Here is a 21,607-nt window from a genome sequence, read left to right as displayed (position 1 = left end):
GCGGCCAATTAGGCAATGGCTTTGCGTGGCGTTCTGTGGCTATTTATTACCGGATAACGAAATTTTGTTGCGCCCGTTATCCGGCAACTCCAAGCAATTGGAGGGTAATCAAATCAATCCTCATGAAGCTCGGCAATATCGCGATAAAGCTCCAGCGCTTTCGGGTTTGCCAGCGCCTCGCGATTCTTCACATCGCGCCCATGCACGATATCGCGCACGGCGAGCTCCACGATTTTTCCCGACTTGGTGCGCGGAATATCCGCAACCCCAACGATTTTCGCCGGAACGTGGCGCGGCGTGGCACCAGTACGAATCTTGGTCTTGATGCGTGCCTTGAGGTCGTCGTCCAGCGCCACACCTTCGGCGAGCCGCACGAACAACACCACCCGCACGTCATTATCCCAATCCTGCCCGATGCAGAGCGCCTCGGCGACTTCCGGCATCTGTTCGACCTGATTGTAAATCTCCGCCGTACCGATACGCACGCCGCCGGGGTTGAGTGTCGCGTCCGAACGACCATGGATGACGATGCCGTCATGTTCGGTCCATTCGGCAAAATCGCCATGGCACCAGATATTGTCGAAGCGCTCGAAATAGGCGGCCTGATATTTCGCGCCTTCGGGATCGTTCCAGAATTGCAGCGGCATGCAAGGGAATGCCTTCGTGCAGACCAGCTCGCCTTTCTCACGTCGCACCGGCTTGCCGTCATCGTTCCAGACGTCGACGGCCATGCCAAGGCCCGCGCCCTGAATTTCACCCAGCCAGACCGGCTCAGTCGGAACGCCCAGCACGAAGCAGGACACGATATCCGTACCGCCGGAAATGGAAGCGAGATGCACGTCCGGCTTGATCGCTTCATAGACGAAGGCAAAGCCTTCCGGCGACAGCGGCGAGCCGGTCGAGGACACCGTGCGCAGTGCCGAAAGATCATGTGTCTCGCCGGGTTTCAGACCAGCTTTCAGCACCGCGTCGATGAATTTCGCCGAAGTGCCGAAATAGGTCATACCTTCTGCGGCGGCATAATCGAACAGCACATTGCCATCGGGATAGAAAGGCGAACCGTCATAGAGCAGAAGCGTGGCGCCGGAGGCGATGCCGGAAGCCAGCCAGTTCCACATCATCCAGCCACAGGTGGTGAAATAAAAGAAACGGTCGCCATCGCGAATATCCGCGTGCAGGCGGTGTTCCTTCAAATGCTGCAACAATACGCCGCCTGCGCGATGCACGATGCATTTTGGAATGCCCGTCGTGCCGGACGAAAACAGGATACAAAGCGGATGATCGAAGGGGAGCCGCGTGAACTCGACGTCTTTGGCCTTGAACGGTTCCAGAGCCGCATCAAGCGCAATGCCCTTTTCAGCGCGGTCAGCAACGGTTTCCGCTTCGCCAAGATAGGTGACGATGACCGCCCGCTTCAGCCCCGGCAGCTTTGCCGTCACTTCTGCCACCTTGTCGGCAACTTCAATGCGCTTGCCATTATACCAGTAACCATCGCAAGCGAAGAATAGCTTCGGCTCGATCTGGCCGAAACGGTCGAGTACGCCCTGCACGCCGAAATCAGGCGAACAGGATGACCAGACTGCACCGATGGATGAAGCGGCCAGCATCAAGGCCACTGCCTCCGGCATGTTGGGCATCATGCCCGCCACGCGGTCGCCCGGCTGAACCCCTTCCGCCAGCATGAATTGCTGGAGTTTTGAGACCAGCGCGTGAAGATCGTCCCATGTCAGGCGGCGCTCGACCTTGTCCTCACCGCGAAAGACGATGGCTTCCTCGCCACCCTCATGGCGCAACAGGTTTTCGGCAAAGTTGAGCCGTGCCTCGGGGAAGAATTTTGCGTCACGCATATGGCCTTTATCGACAAGGGCCGTTTTGCCACGCTCGCCGATAACCTCGCAGAAATCCCACACAAGCTGCCAGAAGTCGGCGCGATCCTCGACCGACCAGCGATGCAATGCCTGATAATCGGCAAGCTTCCGGCCTGTCCTTCCCTCTGCCCGCACACGAAAATGCTCGAGCGTGCTTGCGGCGATCCGCTTTTCATCGGGTAGCCATAGCGGTTGGACATCAGCGGAAACGGCTTCTTTAATCATCATTCCTCCCAGAATCATGCAAGGCTGAAAACCGTTTAACGGTCAGCTCCAACACGAATTTCTAAAAGAGACTTGCGGCCTCGTCCATGCCTTTACTGAGAAACATATTTTGCTGATGCAATGCGACATGCTTGAGAGCGCGTCGCGAAAAGTGTGAAATGGTTTTATGGATGCGCGAAAACTAACGGTCAGAGCGCCGATCAGGCGGATCCCTCTGGAAGAGGCAGCTTCGCAGCTTCGTCTTCCTGGGTCACCCACGCATTGATACGGGTTACGAGCCAGCGATTGATTGGGTTTTCAAAAAGGTGCCAAGCGACAATTGCTGCGAGAAGGCTTGCCAGAACACCACCCCCGATCAGCAATACTGCGCCCATGTTGGTCTCGCCCCAATGTTGCGGAACGGCATTGAAAAAGACCAGCCCTACGAGAGGATGCAGAATGAAAATGCCGAAGCTGTAACGGGACAGCGTTACCAGCGGACGAAGTCGCAGCGGCGTATAGATGTTTTGCGTGGCGGCAAGATAAAACACGTAAAGGCAAAAATAGAGAAAGGCCAAACGCATTGGGCCTTCCAGTGTGGCGGGTTCACCTGCAATATTTTCGGGATGATAAAATAGAAAGATCATCAGACAGGCTGCAAGTGCTACCTTGATAAAGATGGCTGGAACTCGGTGATGCGTTTGCCGCGCGAGCCACATTCCAAAGAGAAACGATGGCAGAGCGCGTAAAATGCCAATATCAGCAAACTGAATACGGGTGATCGATAATACGTTGAGCTTCTGCGCCAGATATTCCCCGCCCATGACAGCCATTATGACGACGATGAGGGTCAGACTTCCGAGGCGATGACAGAGAATGTCGAACAACGGAAAGCAAAGATACATCAGGAAGAGTGCGCTCAGCGACCAACTGACGTAATTATAGGAGAATGTTCTTCCAAGACCCCAGTCGTGAACAAGCAGTAATTGCGTGAGCCCGTCTGACAAGCTCATATTTGGTTCAGCGGAAGGATGAAGAATGCCTGTCGCAGTGAGGAGAGATAGGAGCGCGAAGCAGCTAAAAGCTATTACGTGTAGCGGATAAATCCGCGCCAGGCGTTTTCCGACAAAACCGATATAATGCTGCCTGCTCCATATATAATTATCTCGACGCGCAAGGAACAGTCCAGAAACAATAAAAAAGATATCGGTAAAATAAGAGAATGTTAATATAACACCTTGCAGGTGATCGTTCTTCACAGGAACCCGGAAGGAAAAATGAAAGATTGCGATTCCTAAACACAGAACAAATCGCAAACCATCAAATTCAGAAATCCTCTTCATTCAACATATCACTAACAATTGCTTCAATGAAACTACCGTAGCCAAATTGAATGAAAAGTCGAGCGAAACTTAGTACTGATAAGTACGAAGCCAAATCGGGCGCATGTGCGTTTTTGAGAAACTGAGCAAAACGGGAAATTTGGTGGAGCCAAGCGGGATCGAACCGCTGACCTCTTGCATGCCATGCAAGCGCTCTCCCAGCTGAGCTATGGCCCCATCAGACCTCTTTCGAGGTGGGCCAGACAGAAATTTCTGTCCGGTGTGGCGGCTTATTAAATGGCTCGTTACAGAAGATCAAGAGCTAAATCACAACTCTTTTGGTATCTGCCAAAAATAATTTGCCGATTATGCTCAAGCCACCTTCCAGACAGATCAAGCCGCAAAAAGGAATACTAAAACGCAACAAGGCAGCTCAATGAGCCGCCTTGTGTAATTCGATCAGCAAGAGTTGATCAGACTTCTTCGTCGTCACCGCCAACGCCGCCGCCCAGAATACCGGAAACGTCGTCGTCTTCATCTTCCTCTTCTTCAAGGAATGTGTCGTCATCGTCGTCACCCAGATCGACGTCATCGTCGATTTCTGGCAGGTCCTCGCCGCCCTTGGCTTCGTCGTCCGCATCCTCGAGAGAAACGAATTCCGGCTTTTCGAGTGCCGTATCCAGTTCTTCCTCTTCAGCTTCCTCTTCAGCCGCACGGCTTTCAGCTACGGTCGCTTCAAAATACGACCGTGGGTACGAAATACCGGTGTAAGGCGAAACAATCGGATCGCGATTGAGATCGTAAAACTTCTTGCCCGTTTCCGGATCGATGCGCTTGGTACCAAGTTCAGCTTTTGCCACGTTTAGCCTCGTGAGTTTTTATCCCCGTCGCGCCTGCGACGTTTTACGCCGCTTGTTCATCCGGGTCACAAATTCATTCAAACCGCGTCTGCTACGCTTACATGCTTTAAGCTTGCCATCATACTCCAAACCTTCAATTGGTGAGGAGAAGGCGTAAAGCGCGCCTTACGGTGTTGTTCGGTGCATAAACGCAATTTGCAGCTTTTGTCAAAGCTAAAGACTCATTCTGCTCTCTTACAATGCCTCAAATCGCGCATTGACGGATGACCCCGCCCTGTTCCTGTGCTAGGAAGCTGCCGCTTTGATCAATCCCGCGTGAATAACGCCCAAATGAGACAGTGAAAAATCCATGTCCCATTCTGCATCCCCGAAACCTGCAATCGCCCGCCATTCAGAGGCACTCAAGGGCGAAATCCGCATTCCGGGTGACAAATCTATTTCCCATCGTTCGTTCATGTTCGGTGGTCTCGCATCAGGTGAAACCCGCATTACAGGTCTGCTGGAAGGCGAGGACGTCATCAATACAGGCCGCGCCATGCAGGCCATGGGTGCCAAGATTCGCAAAGACGGTAATGTCTGGATCATCAATGGCGTCGGCAATGGCTGCCTGTTGCAGCCGGAAGCGCCGCTCGATTTCGGTAATGCCGGAACAGGTGCCCGCCTTACCATGGGTCTCGTTGGCACTTACGACATGACGACAACCTTTATCGGCGATGCATCGCTGACCTCCCGACCTATGGGTCGTGTGCTCAATCCGCTGCGTGAAATGGGCGTTCAGGTGAAGGCTGCAGAAGGCGACCGCCTGCCGCTGACATTGACTGGCCCCAAGACAGCCAATCCGATCAGCTATCGCGTGCCGATGGCTTCTGCGCAGGTGAAGTCAGCAGTTCTACTTGCCGGCCTCAATACGCCGGGCGTTACGACCGTCATCGAGCCGGTCATGACGCGCGATCACACTGAAAAGATGCTGCAGGGCTTTGGTGCCGATCTTACCGTCGAATCCGACAAGGATGGTGTTCGGCATATCCGCATCACTGGACAGGGCAAGCTTATCGGCCAGACCATCGATGTACCGGGCGATCCATCCTCGACCGCTTTCCCGCTTGTTGCAGCGCTGCTCGTTGAAGGTTCGGATGTCACCATCCGCAACGTGCTCATGAACCCGACCCGAACCGGCCTTATCCTCACCTTGCAGGAAATGGGCGCAGACATCGAAATCATCGATCCGCGCCTTGCAGGTGGCGAAGATGTTGCCGATTTGCGTGTGAAGTCGTCGAGGCTTAAGGGCGTCACGGTTCCTCCGGAACGCGCGCCCTCGATGATTGATGAATATCCGGTTCTGGCCATTGCCGCTTCTTTTGCCGAAGGCGAAACCATCATGGATGGCCTCGACGAATTGCGTGTGAAGGAATCGGATCGTCTGGCCGCCGTCGCGCGCGGCCTGGAAGCCAATGGCGTCGATTGCACCGAAGGCGAGATGTCGCTGACGGTTCGCGGTCGTCCGGATGGCAGGGGCCTGGGCGGAGGCACGGTTGCCACGCATCTTGATCATCGCATCGCGATGAGCTTCCTCGTCATGGGATTGGCTTCCGAAAAGCCGGTCACGGTCGATGACAGCACGATGATTGCAACCTCGTTCCCTGAATTCATGACCATGATGCCGGGCCTTGGTGCAAAAATCGAAGTAAGCGATGTGCGATGACGAGCTTCGTCGTTGCCATCGACGGGCCAGCAGCTTCGGGCAAGGGAACTCTTGCCCGGCGCATCGCCATTCATTACGGCATTCCTCATCTGGATACCGGGCTGACCTATCGTGCGGTTGCAAAGGCGCTGCTTGATCAGGGCCTACCACTCGATGATGAGGCGATTGCGGCAGACGTTGCCCTTAATCTCGATCTGCACGAGATGGACAAGGCCGTGCTTTCTGCCCACCACATTGGCGAGGCGGCTTCCAAAGTAGCCGTCATGCCTGCCGTCCGGCGCGCACTTGTCGAAGCGCAGCGCAATTTTGCCGCCGCATTGCCATCAAGCGTGCTTGATGGGCGCGATATCGGAACAGTTGTCTGCCCGCAAGCCGAGATCAAGCTGTTTGTGACAGCCTCGCCGGAAGTCCGTGCACAACGTCGCTTTGACGAGATCCTCGCGAAAGGTGGCACAGCTGATTTCGATGAAATTCTGGCCGATCTCAAGAAACGCGACGACCGCGACATGAACCGTACGAATTCGCCACTCCGGCCTGCGGAAGACGCGCACTTGCTAGATACGAGTGAAATGAGTATAGAAGCGGCATTTCTGGCGGCAAAAAAGCTGATCGATCACGCTTTCGCGCAGCACAGGGCATAATATCGGGATTGTCGCGAGGCTTTCTGGTATGATTATGTCTTAGAAATGCTGGATAATTCGGGGTTTGTTCCTATATAGGTCTCACCCACATTTATAACCTGACTTCGCGTTCCACGCGCCGGTTGTCCCAAAGGGACGGAGCCGAAGGACAGGCCTAACGCAACTCTAACCCCCGGCGCCGCATCCGATGTTGTTTCATACCGGATGCATCAGGAGTATTTATGTCTGAATTCAATCCCTCCCTCGCAGACTTCGAGTCGCTGCTGGCCGAATCCTTTGCCAACAATGACCTTGCAGAAGGTTATGTTGTAAAGGGTCGCATCGTTGCCATCGAAAAAGACATGGCAATCATCGATGCTGGCCTCAAGGTCGAAGGTCGCGTACCGCTGAAGGAATTCGGCGCGAAGGGCAAAGACGGCTCGATGAAGCCGGGCGACGAAGTTGAAGTTTACGTTGAGCGCATCGAAAACGCACTCGGCGAAGCTGTTCTGTCGCGCGAAAAAGCACGTCGTGAAGAAAGCTGGGGCAAGCTCGAGCAGAAGTTCGCCAATGGCGAGCGCGTCGACGGCGTCATCTTCAACCAGGTCAAGGGTGGTTTCACCGTCGATCTGGACGGCGCAGTTGCGTTCCTTCCACGTTCGCAGGTCGACATTCGTCCGATCCGCGACGTTACCCCGCTTATGCACGTCCCACAGCCTTTCGAAATCCTCAAGATGGACAAGCGTCGCGGCAACATCGTTGTCTCGCGTCGTACCGTTCTTGAAGAAAGCCGTGCAGAACAGCGTTCGGAAATCGTTCAGAACCTTGAAGAAGGTCAGGTTGTTGAAGGCGTTGTCAAGAACATCACCGATTACGGTGCGTTCGTTGACCTCGGCGGCATCGACGGCCTCCTGCACGTTACCGACATGGCATGGCGCCGCGTCAACCATCCTTCGGAAATCCTCACCATCGGCCAGACCGTCAAGGTGCAGATCATCCGTATCAACCAGGAAACTCATCGTATCTCGCTCGGCATGAAGCAGCTCGAGAACGATCCTTGGGATGGCATCGGCGCGAAGTACCCGATCGGCAAAAAGATCACCGGTACTGTCACGAACATCACCGACTACGGTGCATTCGTCGAAATCGAGCCAGGCATCGAAGGCCTGATCCACGTTTCCGAAATGTCGTGGACCAAGAAGAACGTCCATCCGGGCAAGATTCTTTCCACCACTCAGGAAGTCGAAGTCGTTGTTCTCGAAGTTGATCCGGTCAAGCGCCGCATCTCCCTCGGCCTCAAGCAGACCCTCGACAACCCATGGACCACTTTCGCTCAGAAGTACCCACAGGGCACGATCGTTGAAGGCGAAGTCAAGAACAAGACCGAATTCGGCCTGTTCATTGGTCTCGACGGCGACGTTGACGGCATGGTTCACCTTTCCGATCTCGACTGGAACCGTCCAGGCGAACAGGTCATCGAAGAGTACAACAAGGGCGAAGTTGTTAAGGCCGTTGTTCTCGACGTTGATATCGAAAAGGAACGCATCTCGCTCGGCATCAAGCAGCTTTCCGGCGACAAGGTCGGTGAAGCAGCAGCTTCGGGTGAACTGCGCAAGAATGCCGTTGTAACTTGCGAAGTAACCGCAGTTACCGATGGCGGCCTTGAAGTTCGTCTGATCGACCACGACCTCGAAAGCTTCATCAAGCGCTCGGATCTGTCGCGTGATCGTGACGAACAGCGTCCAGAACGCTTCACGGTTGGTCAGAAGGTTGACGCTCGCGTCATCGCTTTCGACAAGAAGACCCGCAAGCTGCAGGTCTCGATCAAGGCGCTCGAAATCGCTGAAGAAAAAGAAGCAGTCGCTCAGTACGGTTCGTCCGACTCCGGCGCTTCGCTCGGCGACATTCTTGCTGCAGCAATGAAGAAGTCGGAAAACAACTAAGTTTTCCTACTCCTCAACCAAACATGAGAAAGCCCGCCATTTGGCGGGCTTTTTCTTTTCTGGAACGCACTGCAATCCCATCCGCCTATAATTCAGTTTTAATATTAGTTATAAAAAATACTCTTATATAATAACCTAATAAATATGGCACATAGTTGTTATTGATCAAGAAAAGTTGATGTGCGAATTCAGTATGCCTGAAAAATAAATTACATTATTACATGGAGTTTTTACGTGAAGAAATTTTTAATACTCAGCTCTTCAATTTTTCTCGCAACTTTGACAACAGGTGCCTATGCAGCTGATCCAATCAGTGCTCCGGAACCTGCACCATCGTTTGCTGTACCCGCATTTAACTGGAGTGGCGCGTATATCGGCGGACAAATCGACTATTCAATGATGAAGGGAAAATTTTCTTACGCCAACTTTCCTGAAGCGAAAGGCACTGCAAAGGGTTTCCTTGGTGGACTCTACGCAGGCTATAATTTCGATGTCGGAAACAACGTAATTTTGGGTGCAGAACTGGACTTTACGGCCGCCTTTAACAACAAGGCCAAGGAAAACGATGCTTCTGGCTACGCGGCATACGCCACGACACAGATCCGCTGGACTGGTGCAACGCGTGCGCGCGTTGGATATGCAGTAGACCGCTTCCTTCCTTATATTGCGGGTGGTGTAGCCCTGGGTGGCATTAAAGATACAGTCACGACAAACAACTCAAGCTTTACAAGCGACAAAACACGTGCCGGCTGGACGATTGGCGGCGGCGTTGATTATGCGGCAACCGATAATGTGGTTTTGCGTCTTGAGTATCGCTACACCGACTTCGGCAAGCAAAACTTCAATTTGAACAACTCAACGAATTACAGCCGGAAGCTATCCACCAACGATATTCGTATTGGTGTTGCCTACAAGTTCTAAACCTGGTGAGCTTTCGCATTTTGGCGAATAATGCTTTTGAGCGGGGCCGTTTTACCTGATGTTAAACCGGCCCCGCTTCAAAAAGCGGATAATAAAGCTATAAGCCAACTCATACCACGCCAAGCAAATGGATAAGTCCGAGGCTTATCACGCCCAGAACCAGCAGTGAAAGAATGGCGGTGAGCGTGACGCGTCCACCGGCTGAGGCAACAGAGCGTACATCGACCCCCAATCCCAGCGCAGCCATCGAAATAATCGTCAAGGCTGTCGATGCAAATTGAATACCCGGCAGAATTGTGTCGGGGATCAGATGCAGCGAACGCAGCGCCATCATGCCAAGAAATCCGATGATGAACCAGGGCACGAGTTGCAGGAAACCGAGCTTTGCTTCCGCGTCTTTGTTGCCTGCCAGAACGGAGAGCGCGAGAATAACAGGCCCCAGCATCAGCACCCGCACCAGCTTGACCAATGTTCCAAGCTGCACACTGATGGTCGCAATAGGAGCCGTGGCCGCAAGAACCTGCGGGACGGCATAAACCGTCAATCCGGCGAGAATGCCATATTGCGTGTGTGACAGACCCAGCAGCGGCACCAACAGCGGCAGGCATAGCACGACGACAACGCCAAGAATGGCAGTAAACGCGATTGAGGCAGCAACATCGTCGCTTTCCGCTCCAATGACAGGTGCAGTCGCAGCAATTGCCGAGTTGCCGCAAATTGAATTGCCGCAGGCCACCAATACCGCCATACGGTGCGGAAGCTGTAAAAGACGCCCGATGCCGTAGCTCAGCGTGATCGCAACAGCCACCACGGCCGCAATGCCCAAAATAAGTCCGGGGCCGGCGGCAACAACTGCACTCACACTAATGGAAGCGCCGAGCAGGACCACAGCAATCTCCAGCAGCATTTTGGCTGAAAAGCTAATCCCCTTGGCAAATTGTTTGCCGGGGCGGAAAATGCTTCTGACTGCAGTTCCAATCAGGATCGCCAGTACCAGCGCTTCGAGCCATGCCTTGCCGGTATAGTGCTCCTCGACCTTTTCAAGCCCAACCGCAACCGCTGAGACGGCGAGGCTAAGCGCCAGACCGGGGAGAATGTTCTTGAATTTATTCGAGGTTGCGGCTGTCATCTGATTTGGCATTCACATCTTGAGAAATATTTTCCAATCAGATGCCGCATTTCTTCTGTTCATTCCATCGTATTATATGTCACAATTCATTCGATAAAATCGAATGATTGATGCTATGACACTGGAACAATTGCGTATTTTCATCGAAGTGGCCGAGCGGGAGCACCTGACCCGCGCATCGGAAGCACTACACCTCACACCATCGGCAGTGAGTTCAGCGATTCGCACGCTCGAAGATCGCTATGGTGCAATGCTTTTCAACCGCATCGGTCGTCGTATCGAACTGACCGGCGATGGCCGCATGTTTCTTGATGAAGCACGCGCGGCGCTGGCCCGCGCGCAATCGGCTGAGCGTATGCTGTCCGAGCTTGGCGGCGGTAAGCGCGGCATTCTAGCGATCCACGCCAGTCAGACCATCGCGAGCTACTGGCTGCCGCCCTGTCTGGCGCAGTTTCATGCCGCCTACCCGTTAATCGATGTGCGGCTTACGCTCGGCAATACGGAAAGCGTGACCACAGCCACCGAAGCAGGGCTTGCCGATATAGGCCTCGTTGAAGGCGCTGTGCAGGCCCCCACACTTTCACTGCGCAAGGTTGGCACAGATCAGCTGATTGTCGTCACACGACCTGATCACGCGTGGCATCAATCCGGGCGGCTCACATGGGATTCTCTGTTTCGCGGCCAATGGATATTGCGCGAACATGGTTCAGGCACCCGCAGTGTGTTTGAAGATGCAATGCGCGTTGCAGGCTACAACCCCGCGCGTCTCAACATTGCTCTGGAGCTTCCCTCCAACGAGGCGATATGTTCGGCTGTGCTTTCCGGCAATTACGTCACGGCAATTTCAGAACTGGTGGCAGCACCGCATCTTGCGGCAGGCACACTCGTCAAAGCCGATTTCACTCTCCCGCAACGCCAGTTTCTGATGCTTTCGCACAATGATCGCTATCAAACCAAGGCTCTCAAGTCTTTCGCCGACATGCTGATGAGAGAACCAGACATGTCGCGCACAGAACACCTCCCCGACCGATAAGCACTGTAGGCTTGGCTGCCGGGTAAATCCCCGCACATCCCGACCCAATATGCGGATCGGGAACGATCCGCACAGTCGATCTGGAGGAGGTAGACATGAGCAGGAATAGAGGCGTTGTATATATGCGCCCGGGTAAAGTCGAAGTTCGTGACATTGATGATCCAGTGCTGAGCGCTCCCGATGGGCGTAAGCTGGACCACGCCGTCATCCTGAAAGTTATCACAACGAATATTTGCGGTTCCGACCAACACATGGTGCGTGGTCGCACCACCGCTATGCCCGGCCTCGTGCTTGGTCATGAAATCACTGGCGAAGTGATCGAAAAAGGCAGCGATGTGGAAATGCTCGAAGTGGGCGACATCGTTTCCGTGCCATTCAACGTTGCCTGCGGCCGCTGCCGCTGCTGCAAATCACAAGACACAGGTGTTTGCCTCACCGTCAATCCATCGCGCGCTGGCGGCGCATATGGCTATGTCGATATGGGCGGATGGATCGGCGGGCAGGCACGCTATGTCATGGTGCCTTATGCCGACTTCAATCTGCTGAAATTCCCTGACCGCGAACAGGCCATCGAGAAAATTCGCGACCTGACCATGCTGTCGGATATTCTGCCCACCGGCTTTCATGGGGCAGTGAAGGCGGGCGTCGGCGTGGGCTCCATCGTCTATGTGGCCGGTGCTGGCCCCGTCGGGCTGGCTGCTGCCGCATCAGCCCGTATTTTGGGTGCAGCCGTCGTCATGGTCGGCGATTTCAACAAAGAACGACTGGAACATGCCCGCAAGGTAGGGTTCGAGCCAATTGACCTTTCGGCAAGCGACCGTCTTGGTGACATGATTGCCGAAGTGACCGGCAGCAATGAAGTGGATAGCGCCATTGACGCCGTCGGCTTTGAAGCGCGCGGCCATAGCGGTGGCGAGCAACCAGCTATTGTTCTCAACCAGATGATGGAAATCACCCGCCCTGCCGGTTCCATCGGTATTCCGGGATTGTATGTGACCGAGGATCCGGGCGCCGTCGACAATGCGGCCAAGCAGGGAAGTCTGTCGCTGCGCTTTGGCCTTGGCTGGGCGAAGGCACAGTCTTTCCACACAGGTCAGACGCCAGTGGTCAAATATAACCGCCAGCTCATGCAAGCCATTCTGCATGGACGCCTGAACATCGCCGAAATCGTCAATGCGCAGGTGATTTCGCTGGATGATGCACCACAGGGCTATGAAAGCTTCGATCAGGGCGTGGCGAAGAAATTTGTGCTCGACCCGCACGGCATGCTGACAAAGGCTGCTTAAACAGCTTTGCGCCGGAGCGATTATCTTACTCCGGCGCAGATTTTATCGAATGGATTTCACCAGTTCAGGCTGGGTGAAACAGGTCGGTGCCATTCCATTTTTCGACTGCCACAGACCAATCGAGCGACGGGTCTTAAAACCCGGCAGACCATCGACCTTCCCCACATCATAGCCCTGCGCCTGCATGCGCTTCTGCATGGCCTGAATGTCAGAGCGATACATGGTGCCAACATTACCCCATTGGGTCTGAAAGTCGTCCGCACCATAAGCAATGCGATCACCGACATGACCAATGAAGAGCGCATAGAGGTCGCTCATATTATAATCTTTGATGACGTAGAAATTCGGCGTCACGATGAAGGCGGGGCCATAACGACCAGCGGGCATAAGCAGAAAGCCCTCGCCCTTCATTTCATTGGCCGGAAACGCCTTGCCATTGGTGCGGCTGATGCCGAGCTTTGCCCAGTCGGCAAACGTCTTGCCCTGATCCGGTCCTTCCAGCGAGCAGGAAATATTCTGAGGCACATTGACCTCATAGCCCCAGTCGCGCCCTGCCTGCCAGCCATGGATTTTGAGATAGTTAGCGATGGATGCCAGCGTATCCGGTACCGAGTTCCAGATATCGCGCTTGCCATCGCCATCAAAATCAACGGCGTGTTTGAGATAAGACGTCGGCATGAATTGCGGCTGGCCCAATGCGCCTGCCCATGAGCTTTTCATCGAACCATTGGCGATATAGCCGCGTGAGGTGATCTCAAGTGCAGCGATCAGCTCCTTGCGGAACATGTCCTTGCGCGTTGCCATGAAGGCCTTGGTGCCGAGCACTTCAAACGCATTGTATGGAATCTTGACCGTACCGAAGCCGGATTCACGACCCCATATGGCAACAACGATACGGCCCGGCACGCCATATTGCTGTTCGATCTTTTTAAGCAGACCTGCATTCTGGCCAAGCCGAGCCTTGCCGCCGCCGGTGACGGAACCAAGCGTCTTGGCATTGAAATATTTGCCCGGCGCACCAAACTCAGCCTGTTTCTGCTCTTTGGGTGTCGTTGGCTTTTCGCCGGGAATCACCAGGTCAGGCAGCTTCCAATTGATGGTAACGCCTGCAAAAGCCTGCTCGAAAACAGGGCGTGAAACGCCAGCAGCTTTGGCTTCCGGCCAGAGGTCTTTTTCGATCCAGTTACGATACTGGCTTTCGACCTGTGCTTTGGAAGGAGCTGCTATTGCAGGAGAAATGGCAAAAGCCGTGAACAGACCGAGAGCGATTTTGAAGCTTCGTTTCCATCTGCCAGCCTTCATGCCAGTCTCCAAATTATTGAATGTTTATAGCGCCGTCCGCGCCCTTAGAGCAGCGGCTATTGTGCCCTCGTCGAGGTAATCAAGCTCACCACCTACAGGCACACCATGCGCTAGTCGTGTGACACGGACGTCGAAATCAGCCAGCTGATCAGTGATGTAATGGGCGGTTGTCTGCCCTTCGACCGTCGCATTGACCGCGAGAATCACTTCCTTGATTTCGCCTGATGCAACGCGCTCAACCAGCCCTTTGATGTTGAGATCATCGGGACCAATGCCATCGAGTGGCGACAGCCGACCGCCCAGCACGTGATAGCGGACATTCATGGTGCCTGCGCGTTCGAGTGCCCAAAGATCGGACACATCTTCTACGACGATCAGCATGGACGGATCGCGACGATCATCGGTGCAGATCGTGCAAGGATCCGAGGTATCGACATTGCCGCAGCACGAGCAAATGCGCACCTTTTCGGCAGCATCCTGCATCGCCCCACCAAGCGGGATCAACAGCGCTTCTTTCTTCTTGATCAGGTGCAGCGCTGCACGACGTGCAGAACGCGGTCCCAGTCCCGGCACACGGGCCAGAAGCTGGATCAGACGTTCGATTTCAGGACCGGCGATACGTTTGGACATACTGCTTTAGAAAGTTGGGCTGCTTTGGAAAATTGACGAGTAAAAGTAAGCTGAGTAGGGGAGCTTCGTCGCTCCCCTCATCGCCTTAAAACGGCAGCTTGAAGCCCGGAGGGATTGGCAGGCCAGCGGTCAGCGACTGCGTCTTTTCAGCCATTTCAGCTTCGAGTTTCGCCTTGGCATCGTTGTGGGCTGCAATGATCAGGTCTTCGAGGATTTCCACGTCCTCTTCCTTGGCAAGCGACGGATCGATCTTCAGAGCCGACAGAGTGCCCTTGCCCGAAAGCGTGATCGTGACCAGACCGCCGCCCGAAGACGCGGTTGCTTCAAGATTGGCGATCTCGTCCTGCATGGCCTTCATCTTGGCCTGCAATTCCTTCGCCTGTTTCATCATGCCCATCATGTCACGCATGGGTTCACTCCAGTGTCTTTTAGAATTCAGTCGTCTTCAGAAGGCGTGCCGGGCACGTCTTCAACCGTATCAAGGTCTATATCGTCATCATCGCCCTGTTCTGCAACGGCAATGCGGACGTCTGTTATCTTTGCACCCGGAAAAGCCGCCAGAATAGCGGCGACATCAGGATCGGCACGCGCGTCAGTCACGAGGTTGTCGCGACGCTCGGTTTCCGCTTCCGCAACCGTCTGTCCCGAAACATCACGCGCAACCGTCACAACCCAGCGAATGCTGGTCCAGTTAAGAAGGCGTTGCGAGATATCGCTCGGCAATGATTTCGGGGCATCGTCGGTCAAGCCGATTTCAAGCCGTCCGGGGGCGATGGATGACAATCGAACGCAGTTCTTGACCAGAATCTTGAACTGCATGTCTCGATACTTGTCAGCCAATGCGACGATATCGGCAAGGCTGCTGATCGGAACCGAAGGCTGCGGCGTATTGTCGACGAATTGTTGAGGCACTGGAGGCTGTACTGGCTGCGGCTGCGTTTCCACAAGGCGCATCGCAGTCGCAGGGCCGCCCGATGCAGGCATCATGGAAGAGGCGATTGCATCCGCACTTGCACGTGCCTCTGGCTGAGAGCCAGCATTTGACCTTGCAGCGCCCGAAGGTTGCTGACGCGGTGCAGAAACAGAGCCGTTTTCAAACCCTTTCAACGCTTCATCGAGCGTTGGCAGATCGGCGGCATGCGCCAGACGGATCAGTAGCATTTCCGCCGCCTGCACTGGCCGCGTTGCCGTATCCACTTCCGCAATGCCCTTGAGCAGCATCTGCCATGTACGCGAAAGCACGCGCACCGAAAGTTTTTGCGAGAAGTCGCGACCACGAACGCGCTCGTCTTCCGAAAGCGACACATCTTCCGCCACATCCGGCGTAAACCGCAGACGTGTGACCAGATGGTTGAAATCAGCAAGATCAGTCAGCACCACCGATGGGTCAGCACCGACATCATATTGCGCGCGGAATTCCGTCAAAGCACCGGCCACATCGCCACGCATCAACATTTCAAACAGATCGATAATGCGGGCGCGATCGGCAAGGCCGAGCATTGAACGCACGGCTTCTGCCGATACATGGCCTGCACCGTGGGCGATAGCCTGATCGAAAATGGAAAGAGAATCGCGCGCAGAGCCCTCGCCCGCACGCGCAATCATTGCCAGCGATGTGTCATCGACTTCGATCTGTTCGGCTTCCGCAATGCGGCGAAGATGAGCGGCCAGGGTGCCTGATTCGATACGGCGCAGGTCAAAGCGCTGACAGCGCGACAGAACCGTGATCGGCACTTTACGGATTTCGGTGGTTGCGAAGATGAATTTGACGTGCGGCGGCGGCTCTTCGAGCGTCTTCAGCAGACCGTTGAAGGCCTGATTGGAGAGCATGTGCACTTCGTCGATGATATAGACTTTGTAACGCGCCGAGACAGGGCGATAGCGCACCTGCTCGATAATCTCGCGAATATCGTCGATACCTGTATGCGACGCCGCATCCATTTCGATTACATCGACATGGCGACCTTCCATGATCGCCTGACAATGCTCGCCCATAACGGACAGATCAATTGTCGGCTGATCGATAGAATCAGTCTTGTAATTAAGCGCGCGCGCCAGAATACGCGCTGTCGTGGTCTTGCCCACACCACGTACGCCGGTCAACATCCAGGCCTGTGCGATACGGCCGGTCTCGAACGCATTTTTCAGCGTGCGAACCATCGGCTCCTGACCGATCAGATCATTGAAATTCTGGGGACGGTATTTGCGGGCGAGAACGCGATAAGCGCCAGTTTCGGATTTTGTGTCCATTGCGACCCTTCCGTTCCCTGTTCGCTTCTTTCCGATCCTAAAACTCTAAACAGTTTGGACCGGAGACGAAAGTGTCTTCGACAGCGGTTTACTGCCAATCAACAGCCATTGCAGCATCCGCCAAAAAATCGGTATCGATTTTTGGAAAGCACGATGCATGGATCAATAGCTTAGAGCGTCCTTGTCTAGCGCCCAAAAAGGCACACGGTACTCTAACGTTGTAAAAGAAAGGTGGGAGGCTGGCACGGCGACCCGTGCCTGGCTCGTTAGGGCTGCTTCCTTCCGGACCTGACCCGGTTGGCGAGTGGCTCGTCCACCACCAACCTCCCACGCTGCATATCGTCAATTGCGAAGCAAAAAGCAAGGAGGACACCTCGCAAAAAGCGAGCATAGAGAAGAAAAAAATGATAATAATTCTAATATGGAACAGTTTGAACTCGATAAACGGCTCGATGCCGATACTTTTTCAGTCGCCAAGCTTGGCTTGTGCGAACTGCGGCTGATGGATGACCAGCGATGGCCCTGGGTGATCCTCGTGCCGCGCCGTGCGAAACTTGCCGAAATTCACGATATGACGCCACTCGATCAGACAATGCTGACTTTTGAAGCCGCGATTGTCTCGCAAGCGCTCAAGAAGGCGACCGACTGCCACAAGATCAATACCGGCGCTTTGGGCAATATTGTCCGCCAACTCCACATCCATGTCATTGCGCGCAATGAGGGCGATGCTGGCTGGCCCGGCCCTGTCTGGGGCCATGGCACCCGCAAAACTTATCATGATGCCGATGCATATGCGCTGATCGAAAAGATCCGCGCAGCGCTCTGATTCCCCCAAAAAACCACTCCCGAGAACACATTCCAGAGAAAATCATGGCTTTTCGCCTTTACGACCTGCCGGAAATTGAACCGAGCCGACTCGTCGGCTTTGCTGGCAACCGCATCGACCGTCTTTCCGAAAAGCGACAAGATGATTCGGCCTTCACCGCTCTGGAACTGCCAGAAACGCGGGTGATGATTCTGGGCGGCAACAGGCTGTTGCTCGATTACACAAATGAGAGCGCTCCGCGCGCGCTGTTTACGCTGAAAGAAGCTCAGGCTTTTTCGTCTGATCTGCATGAACCGGTGCTGCTGGGGTTGCAGGACGGCGCGCCAATGGTGGCACTCATGGCTCCGCTTGATCCGGAACATCTTGAGGCTCCCTACAAGGCGCAGGACTATCGCAGCATCTATATGGAAGGCCTCGTGCCCGCTGATATCGTCGGTGCACTGGCGCAGGCTGCTGCTTTAACAGCATGGCACAGCAATCACCGTTTTTGTGGACGTTGCGGCACAAAAAGCGAAATGCGCGCCGGTGGTGCAAAACGCATCTGCCCGAATTGTGGAGCCGAGCATTTCCCACGAACCGATCCGGTCGCGATCATGCTGCCCATTCGTGGTGAAAAATGCATTCTGGCACGCAGCGCCCACTTCGCCGCTGGGTCCTATTCCTGCCTTGCAGGCTTCATCGAGCATGGCGAGACGATCGAAGCCGCCGTGCGTCGCGAAAGCTTTGAAGAAATGGGCTTGTCGATCGGCCGCGTTGGCTATCACGCGAGCCAGCCATGGCCATTCCCTTATTCGCTGATGATCGGTTGTCATGCCGAAGTGCTGTCAGACGATTTCGCAATCGACCGCTCCGAACTCGAAGATGGTCGCTGGTTCGAGAAAGCTGAAGTGCGCGCCATGCTTGCTGGCACACATGAAAATGGGTTGCGCGTCCCGGCAACAGGAGCCATCGCAACCCATCTGATCAGAGCCTGGGCAGAAGATTAGATCCCGAAAAGTGTGAAACGGTTTTCGGAAAAGATGCGCGTAAAAACAAATAGATAGAGCATTTCCAATGATTCAAGGAAAACAGGAAATGCTCTAGATCGAAACGCGCTCTAATTACTCCGCTGCCAGCAGCTGCGTGCCGCGCGTATCGCTGCCCTTATAGACGCCTAAAATGCGCACTTCCTTGGTGAAAAATTCAAGCTCTTCCAGAGCAAGCTGCACATTACGGTCTTCCGGGTGGCCTTCAATATCCGCATAGAATTGTGTCGCGATAAACCGGCCGCCCAGCTGATAACTTTCGAGCTTGGTCATGTTGACGCCGTTGGTCGCAAAGCCACCCATTGCCTTATAAAGCGCGGCGGGCACGTTGCGTACACGGAAGACGAAAGTGGTAATAATCCGCTCGTCTTTTTCCGGGCGCGGCTCCCATTTCTTCGTCTTCGACAGAACGACAAAGCGAGTCACATTGTCTTCCGCGTCCTCGACATTCTCTTCCAGAATATCGAGGCCGTAGAGCTCGGCTGCAAGGCTTGGCGCAAGCGCTGCCATTGAGCGATCTTTCATGTCGGCCACAAGGCGGGCAGCACCTGCCGTGTCGCCAGCAATCACTGGCTTCCAGCCATTCTGCCTGATAACCTTGCGGCACTGACCGAGCGCATGGATATGGCTGTGAACAGTCTTGATCTCTTCGCGTTTCACACCGGGAAGAACCATCAACTGAAAATGGATCGGCAGGAAATATTCGCCAACAATGTGCATGTCGGCAAGCGGCAACAGATAGTGAATATCAGCAACACGACCCGCAAGCGTGTTCTCAATAGGAATCATCGCAAGATCGGCGGCACCGCTTTCGAGCGCATTAAACGCATCTTCAAAAGTCGGGCACGGCAAAGGCTCCATATCGGGAAACATGTTGCGGCAAGCCGTATCGGAATTGGCGCCCGCTTCACCCTGAAAGGAAATCCGGTTGGTCTTCATCGTGTTCGTACTTTCTCAAATGCTCCGCAACAATCGAAGCGTGTTTATCACAATCCCTTTGCGATAATTTCACGTGCCCGGTCAAGATCAGCCTGCGTATCAACGCCCAGCGGGACTGTTCTGACAATCTCTGCGTCAATGCGCATTCCGTCTTCAAGTGCACGCAGCTGCTCGAGCTTTTCGCGCTTTTCAAGCGGAGACGGCCCGATCTTCACAAAACGCTCTAACGCCGCACGGCGATAAGCGTAAAGCCCAATGTGATGATAGAGCGGGCCATCGCCGTAAGGTGCTGTGGCGCGGGTAAAATACAGCGCACGCAGACGTTCGCCACCGGGCTGTGGTGAACCGACGATCTTCACCACGTTCGGATTGATCTTTTCTTCATCCAGCGTGATTTCCACGCCCAGTGTCGCAATATCGGCAGGCCCATCTTCCAACGGCCGCAGCGCGCGGCGGATGGTTTCCGGATCAATCGTCGGCAGATCGCCCTGTACGTTGATGATCGCCTCCACCTCACCCTGTGGATCGACTTTCTGAAGCGCCTCATAAATACGGTCAGAACCCGATTCATGATCGCCGCGCGTCATAATGACCTCATGACCATGCGCCCGAACAGCTGCGAAAATCTCGTCACTATCAGTCGCAACCACGGTGCGTCCAAGAGATGCTGCCGCCGCACGATCTGCCACATGCACGATCATCGGCTTGCCGCAAATATCGGCCAACGGCTTGCTTGGCAGGCGTGTTGAAGCCATCCGCGCCGGTATAAGTGTCAGTGTTTTCAAAGTCTGAAGCATGATCGCCTCTTGGTGTTTAATTTGGCCGTAGAAAGTCTGTCGAAGCCTTCTGGCGATCTTTATCTGCACAGCAAATGCAGCAAAAGTGTCAAAAAGTCACGGGTCTAGAACCCCTTATAGGTGTTGCATCACCCCTGTAAAAGACCTAGTTTCCGCCCGACGCCGGGGAGAGACTTGCCAGCCTTTTAACACAGGTTTTGCATGCCGGCTTTGGAGGGCGTTGAGTAGAGGGAGCGCTGACCGGCGATGAATTCAACCCGGACTAATAAGTTTATCATGGCTTTTCTGGCAACGGTTTTTGTTGTCATGACGACGGGCATTCTGTCCGACACGCTGTTTCATGCGCCAGCCCCTGAGAAGCCAGGTTTCATAATCGAAGCAGCAGAGGCTTCGACTGGTGGGGAAGCTGCACCAGCCAAGGAAGAAGTGTCGATTGCTACATTGCTGCAATCCGCTGATCCGGCACGCGGCGAAACCGTCTTCAAGCGTTGCGCGGCATGCCATACAGGCGAAAAGGGTGGTGCCAACAAGGTCGGACCGCATCTTTGGGATGTTCTGGACCGCCCGGCTGCTTCCGTTGAAGGCTTTGGCTATTCAGCTGCGATGAAGGAATTTGGTGCGGGCGGCAACAAGTGGGATTATGAACATCTCAACAAGTTCCTCACTTCGCCAAAGGGCTTCATCAAGGGCACGGCCATGGGCTTTGCTGGCGACAAGAAGGACAATGAGCGCGCCGATCTGATCGCTTATCTGCGCACACTGTCCGACAATCCAGCGCCACTTCCAACAGCTGATGCTGCACCGGCAGATGGCGGCGAAGCAAAGCCTGAAGGCGCGGCACCTGCAGGTGAAGCTGAAAAACCTGCAGAGCAGGCTCCTGCGGGCAACGGCGAAGCTCCGGCACAGCCAGCACCTGCCAACTAAACTGGCCACCTAAGGCTCATTGTGAT

At 54.5% G+C, this 21,607-nt stretch carries 19 protein-coding genes, 1 tRNA gene and 1 other RNA gene; 9 read left to right on the top strand and 12 right to left on the bottom strand.

The genetic code is table 11. The features are described 5' to 3' along the window. Positions 1 to 113: 113 nt before the first annotated feature. The 4 genes from ACSME1_RS07470 to ACSME1_RS07455 form a co-directional block, all read right to left on the bottom strand. Positions 114 to 2,096 (bottom strand): acetoacetate--CoA ligase, encoded by a 1,983-nt coding sequence (locus tag ACSME1_RS07470; protein WP_435654908.1) that lies wholly within the window; start codon positions 2,094 to 2,096, stop codon positions 114 to 116. 197 nt (positions 2,097 to 2,293) lie between these two features. Continuing rightward, positions 2,294 to 3,415 (bottom strand): acyltransferase family protein, encoded by a 1,122-nt coding sequence (locus ACSME1_RS07465; RefSeq protein ID WP_105705523.1) that lies wholly within the window; start codon positions 3,413 to 3,415, stop codon positions 2,294 to 2,296. Between the two features lie 140 nt (positions 3,416 to 3,555). Then, a tRNA-Ala gene (locus ACSME1_RS07460) sits at positions 3,556 to 3,631 on the bottom strand. Between the two features lie 236 nt (positions 3,632 to 3,867). Beyond that, complete coding sequence (locus tag ACSME1_RS07455; protein WP_024898289.1) at positions 3,868 to 4,254, bottom strand: TIGR02300 family protein; 387 nt, start codon at positions 4,252 to 4,254, stop codon at positions 3,868 to 3,870. A 349-nt stretch (positions 4,255 to 4,603) separates the two neighbouring features. Here ACSME1_RS07455 and aroA point away from each other — a divergent pair, with 349 nt between their 5' ends. The 4 genes from aroA to ACSME1_RS07435 all read left to right on the top strand — a co-directional run bounded on the left by aroA (position 4,604) and on the right by ACSME1_RS07435 (position 9,440). Continuing rightward, on the top strand, positions 4,604 to 5,956 hold the full coding sequence (gene aroA / locus ACSME1_RS07450) for a 3-phosphoshikimate 1-carboxyvinyltransferase (protein ID WP_105705525.1): 1,353 nt from the start codon (positions 4,604 to 4,606) through the stop codon (positions 5,954 to 5,956). Beyond that, positions 5,953 to 6,597 (top strand): (d)CMP kinase, encoded by a 645-nt coding sequence (gene cmk, locus ACSME1_RS07445; RefSeq protein ID WP_105705527.1) that lies wholly within the window; start codon positions 5,953 to 5,955, stop codon positions 6,595 to 6,597. The genes aroA and cmk overlap by 4 nt, the downstream gene beginning before the upstream one ends. A 221-nt stretch (positions 6,598 to 6,818) precedes the next feature. After that, positions 6,819 to 8,519: a 30S ribosomal protein S1 gene (rpsA, locus tag ACSME1_RS07440; RefSeq protein WP_024898292.1), complete on the top strand. Its 1,701-nt coding sequence runs from the start codon at positions 6,819 to 6,821 to the stop codon at positions 8,517 to 8,519. 234 nt (positions 8,520 to 8,753) lie between these two features. Beyond that, positions 8,754 to 9,440 (top strand): outer membrane protein, encoded by a 687-nt coding sequence (locus tag ACSME1_RS07435; RefSeq protein WP_105705529.1) that lies wholly within the window; start codon positions 8,754 to 8,756, stop codon positions 9,438 to 9,440. A 109-nt stretch (positions 9,441 to 9,549) separates the two neighbouring features. On the opposite strand, the gene ACSME1_RS07430 is transcribed toward ACSME1_RS07435, so the two are convergent. After that, the gene (locus ACSME1_RS07430) at positions 9,550 to 10,569 is read right to left on the bottom strand and encodes a YeiH family protein (RefSeq protein WP_245872424.1); all 1,020 of its coding nucleotides are present in this window, start codon (positions 10,567 to 10,569) and stop codon (positions 9,550 to 9,552) included. Positions 10,570 to 10,684: 115 nt separating this feature from the next. On the opposite strand from ACSME1_RS07430, the gene ACSME1_RS07425 reads away from it, so the two are divergent. Together ACSME1_RS07425 and fdhA are read left to right on the top strand one after the other, a co-directional pair. Then, complete coding sequence (locus tag ACSME1_RS07425) at positions 10,685 to 11,602, top strand: LysR family transcriptional regulator (protein ID WP_024898295.1); 918 nt, start codon at positions 10,685 to 10,687, stop codon at positions 11,600 to 11,602. Positions 11,603 to 11,697: 95 nt separating this feature from the next. Beyond that, positions 11,698 to 12,888, top strand: a complete 1,191-nt coding sequence (gene fdhA, locus ACSME1_RS07420; RefSeq protein ID WP_024898296.1) for a formaldehyde dehydrogenase, glutathione-independent — start codon at positions 11,698 to 11,700, stop codon at positions 12,886 to 12,888. A 42-nt stretch (positions 12,889 to 12,930) separates the two neighbouring features. Here the strand turns inward: fdhA and ACSME1_RS07415 are convergent, their stop codons facing one another. The 5 genes from ACSME1_RS07415 to ffs all read right to left on the bottom strand — a co-directional run bounded on the left by ACSME1_RS07415 (position 12,931) and on the right by ffs (position 17,398). Then, complete coding sequence (locus ACSME1_RS07415; RefSeq protein WP_024898297.1) at positions 12,931 to 14,190, bottom strand: lytic murein transglycosylase; 1,260 nt, start codon at positions 14,188 to 14,190, stop codon at positions 12,931 to 12,933. A 24-nt stretch (positions 14,191 to 14,214) separates the two neighbouring features. After that, positions 14,215 to 14,820 carry a recombination mediator RecR gene (gene recR, locus ACSME1_RS07410; protein ID WP_435654907.1) on the bottom strand — a complete coding sequence of 202 codons (606 nt, stop codon included), beginning with the start codon at positions 14,818 to 14,820 and terminating at the stop codon, positions 14,215 to 14,217. 85 nt (positions 14,821 to 14,905) lie between these two features. After that, positions 14,906 to 15,229 carry a YbaB/EbfC family nucleoid-associated protein gene (locus tag ACSME1_RS07405; protein ID WP_024898299.1) on the bottom strand — a complete coding sequence of 108 codons (324 nt, stop codon included), beginning with the start codon at positions 15,227 to 15,229 and terminating at the stop codon, positions 14,906 to 14,908. 26 nt (positions 15,230 to 15,255) lie between these two features. Continuing rightward, positions 15,256 to 17,070, bottom strand: coding sequence for a DNA polymerase III subunit gamma/tau (locus ACSME1_RS07400; protein WP_024898300.1), 1,815 nt, complete (start codon positions 17,068 to 17,070; stop codon positions 15,256 to 15,258). A gap of 231 nt (positions 17,071 to 17,301) precedes the next feature. Then, positions 17,302 to 17,398, bottom strand: an RNA gene (gene ffs / locus ACSME1_RS07395) — signal recognition particle sRNA small type. 93 nt (positions 17,399 to 17,491) lie between these two features. Here ffs and ACSME1_RS07390 point away from each other — a divergent pair. Next, entirely contained in the window at positions 17,492 to 17,896 is a 405-nt protein-coding gene (locus tag ACSME1_RS07390; RefSeq protein ID WP_024898301.1) for an HIT family protein, read from the top strand. A 44-nt stretch (positions 17,897 to 17,940) separates the two neighbouring features. Further along, entirely contained in the window at positions 17,941 to 18,882 is a 942-nt protein-coding gene (gene nudC, locus ACSME1_RS07385; protein WP_100558344.1) for an NAD(+) diphosphatase, read from the top strand. A gap of 114 nt (positions 18,883 to 18,996) precedes the next feature. Here the strand turns inward: nudC and ACSME1_RS07380 are convergent, their stop codons facing one another. Together ACSME1_RS07380 and ACSME1_RS07375 are read right to left on the bottom strand one after the other, a co-directional pair. After that, the gene (locus ACSME1_RS07380) at positions 18,997 to 19,860 is read right to left on the bottom strand and encodes a prephenate dehydratase (RefSeq protein WP_105705531.1); all 864 of its coding nucleotides are present in this window, start codon (positions 19,858 to 19,860) and stop codon (positions 18,997 to 18,999) included. A 47-nt stretch (positions 19,861 to 19,907) separates the two neighbouring features. After that, on the bottom strand, positions 19,908 to 20,657 hold the full coding sequence (locus ACSME1_RS07375; RefSeq protein WP_024898304.1) for a 3-deoxy-manno-octulosonate cytidylyltransferase: 750 nt from the start codon (positions 20,655 to 20,657) through the stop codon (positions 19,908 to 19,910). Between the two features lie 246 nt (positions 20,658 to 20,903). Between ACSME1_RS07375 and ACSME1_RS07370 the strand changes: the two genes are divergently transcribed. Next, positions 20,904 to 21,581, top strand: coding sequence for a c-type cytochrome (locus ACSME1_RS07370; RefSeq protein WP_024898305.1), 678 nt, complete (start codon positions 20,904 to 20,906; stop codon positions 21,579 to 21,581). Positions 21,582 to 21,607: the final 26 nt, after the last annotated feature.

Origin of the sequence: Brucella pituitosa, assembly GCF_965577835.1 — a bacterium.
In the GTDB taxonomy this organism is placed as follows: domain Bacteria; phylum Pseudomonadota; class Alphaproteobacteria; order Rhizobiales; family Rhizobiaceae; genus Brucella; species Brucella pituitosa.
This window is presented reverse-complemented; position numbering and strand designations above follow the sequence as displayed.

What these genes read in the sequence shown, in the direction of transcription:
- ACSME1_RS07465 (WP_105705523.1), bottom strand. Translation starts at nt 3,415, where the DNA reads ATGAAGAGGATTTCTGAATTTGATGGTTTGCGATTTGTTCTGTGTTTA.
- ACSME1_RS07405 (WP_024898299.1), bottom strand. Translation starts at nt 15,229, where the DNA reads ATGCGTGACATGATGGGCATGATGAAACAGGCGAAGGAATTGCAGGCC.
- ACSME1_RS07370 (WP_024898305.1), top strand. Translation starts at nt 20,904, where the DNA reads ATGAATTCAACCCGGACTAATAAGTTTATCATGGCTTTTCTGGCAACG.
- fdhA (WP_024898296.1), top strand. Translation starts at nt 11,698, where the DNA reads ATGAGCAGGAATAGAGGCGTTGTATATATGCGCCCGGGTAAAGTCGAA.
- recR (WP_435654907.1), bottom strand. Translation starts at nt 14,820, where the DNA reads ATGTCCAAACGTATCGCCGGTCCTGAAATCGAACGTCTGATCCAGCTT.
- cmk (WP_105705527.1), top strand. Translation starts at nt 5,953, where the DNA reads ATGACGAGCTTCGTCGTTGCCATCGACGGGCCAGCAGCTTCGGGCAAG.
- ACSME1_RS07375 (WP_024898304.1), bottom strand. Translation starts at nt 20,657, where the DNA reads ATGCTTCAGACTTTGAAAACACTGACACTTATACCGGCGCGGATGGCT.
- ACSME1_RS07470 (WP_435654908.1), bottom strand. Translation starts at nt 2,096, where the DNA reads ATGATGATTAAAGAAGCCGTTTCCGCTGATGTCCAACCGCTATGGCTA.
- ACSME1_RS07390 (WP_024898301.1), top strand. Translation starts at nt 17,492, where the DNA reads ATGGAACAGTTTGAACTCGATAAACGGCTCGATGCCGATACTTTTTCA.
- nudC (WP_100558344.1), top strand. Translation starts at nt 17,941, where the DNA reads ATGGCTTTTCGCCTTTACGACCTGCCGGAAATTGAACCGAGCCGACTC.
- ACSME1_RS07430 (WP_245872424.1), bottom strand. Translation starts at nt 10,569, where the DNA reads ATGACAGCCGCAACCTCGAATAAATTCAAGAACATTCTCCCCGGTCTG.
- aroA (WP_105705525.1), top strand. Translation starts at nt 4,604, where the DNA reads ATGTCCCATTCTGCATCCCCGAAACCTGCAATCGCCCGCCATTCAGAG.
- ACSME1_RS07425 (WP_024898295.1), top strand. Translation starts at nt 10,685, where the DNA reads ATGACACTGGAACAATTGCGTATTTTCATCGAAGTGGCCGAGCGGGAG.
- ACSME1_RS07400 (WP_024898300.1), bottom strand. Translation starts at nt 17,070, where the DNA reads ATGGACACAAAATCCGAAACTGGCGCTTATCGCGTTCTCGCCCGCAAA.
- ACSME1_RS07415 (WP_024898297.1), bottom strand. Translation starts at nt 14,190, where the DNA reads ATGAAGGCTGGCAGATGGAAACGAAGCTTCAAAATCGCTCTCGGTCTG.
- ACSME1_RS07380 (WP_105705531.1), bottom strand. Translation starts at nt 19,860, where the DNA reads ATGAAGACCAACCGGATTTCCTTTCAGGGTGAAGCGGGCGCCAATTCC.
- rpsA (WP_024898292.1), top strand. Translation starts at nt 6,819, where the DNA reads ATGTCTGAATTCAATCCCTCCCTCGCAGACTTCGAGTCGCTGCTGGCC.